This window comes from Clostridioides sp. ES-S-0049-02 (genome assembly GCF_020658465.1).
Lineage (GTDB): Bacteria > Bacillota > Clostridia > Peptostreptococcales > Peptostreptococcaceae > Clostridioides.
Genome location: NZ_JACVWG010000041.1, coordinates 1 through 2,010 on the forward strand (window position 1 = coordinate 1; position 2,010 = coordinate 2,010).

Annotated in this window: 1 protein-coding gene; it reads left to right on the plus strand. The window is 28.0% G+C overall.

Features of this window, described 5'->3' with window-relative positions; translation table 11 throughout:
- Positions 1–2,010: hypothetical protein (locus IC213_RS20375; protein WP_413927316.1), on the plus strand; the 2,010-nt coding region annotated here is incomplete at both ends.

The following is a 2,010-nucleotide window of genomic DNA, read 5'->3' on the forward strand; positions in this document are numbered from 1 at the left end:
AAGGTGTCAAAGAGTTAAATAAATTGATTTCAAGTTCATACAACAGAAAAGACAATCATTTTTATTATGTTCCTAGAATTTCCTTTGAAGAATTAATAAAAACAAGTGAAAATATAATAGTAACTACGGCATGTTTAGGAGGAATATTTGGAAAAGGAAACGATGAAATTAAAAAAAGATTTTTGGATTTCATTATAAAAAATAAAAATAGATGTTTTTTAGAGATACAACATCACTTAGATGAAAAACAAATTAAATTAAATAAAGAATTGTATAGCTTAAGCAAGGGATATAATCTTAATTTAATTATTGGCACAGATACTCATGCTCTTGATGAAACACATGCAAAAGGAAGAATAATATTGCAAAAAGCTAAAAACATTCATTTTAGTGATGAGGATAAATGGGATATAACTTTAAAGACTTATGATGAATTAATAGAGTTATATTTAAAGCAAAAATCAATTCCAATAGAAAATGTAAAAAAAGCACTTCATAATACTAATGTACTTTCAGATATGATAGAAACCTTCGAGGTAGACAAAAGTTATAAGTATCCTAAATTATATGAAAATCCAAAGGTTGTCTTAAAAGAAAAAATTATTCAAGGAATTAAAAAAAGAGAAATCTCTAAACATTCAAATTATGAGTCTGAATATCTACCAAGAATAAAAGAGGAGTTAGAAACTTTTGAGCATAACAAAGCTATCAATCTTTTATTATTAGATAACGATATAAAAGAATGGGCAAGAAATAATAATATATATCATGGATATTCTAGAGGGTCAGTTGCAGGAAGTGAGATATGTTATATTATCGGAGTGACTGATATTGATAGTATAAAACATGGCCTGAATTTCCAAAGATTTATGAACAAAGAAAGAGTTAGTTTAGCAGATATAGATACAGATTGGGATTCTACAGGAAGAGAGAAGGTTAAACAATATGTATATAGTAAAGATGAATTATATTGTGCAGATATAATAACATTTAACACAGCAGCATTAAAAGGAAGTATAAGAGATGTTGGAAGAGCGTTAGATATTCCATTGTCACAAATAGATGATGTATGCAAGAACATTGAAATAAAAGAGAATTATTATAGAAGTATTTATAAGGAATTGTTTGAATATGTTGACATAATAAATGGTACAATTGTTTCAATTGGCACACACCCTTGTGGTTTAGTCGTAAGCCCAGTACCACTTGAAGAAAATATGGGGACGTTAACGCTTTCTACATGTGAATATCCAGTTACTATGTTAAACATGAAGGAAATAGACCACCAAAACTATGTGAAATTGGATTTGCTTGCATTGGATACAGTGGAAATTGTAAACAAAACCTGTGAACTTGTTAACATTCCTAGATTAACTCCTGATAATATGGTTAATGATATTAAAGTTTGGGAAAGCATAAGAGATAATACATTAGGAATATTTCAATGGGAGTCTGATTCAGCACAAGCATACTTAAAGCAATTGTTTTCTAAAAACACGATAGAAAGAATAAGAAAAGCAAACCCAAATTTTAGTTATATAGATATATTTTCTGTTGGCAATGGAGCTATAAGACCAGCAGGAGCTTCCTATAGAGATGAATTAGCAAATGGACAATTTAGGGATAATGGACATGAGGCTTTAAATGAATTTTTAGCTCCAACACTTGGATTTTTAGTATACCAAGAACAAATATTAGAATTCTTAAATAAGTTCTGTGGTTATTCAATGGGTGAGGCAGATATTGTAAGAAGAGGGTTTGCGAAAAAAGATGGGACAGAAGAGTTCATACCAAAAATTAAATTAGGATTTATTAATACTATGAATAAAAGATATAGTATTAGTAAATATGAATCAGAAAAATTAATAGAAAATTTCTTAAATGTAATAATAGATGCAAGTGATTATTTATTTTCATTAAATCATTCAACACCATATTCTTATCTAGGATATGCTTGTGGTTATCTTAGATATTATTATCCGTTAGAGTTTATTTCAGTTTTATTAAATA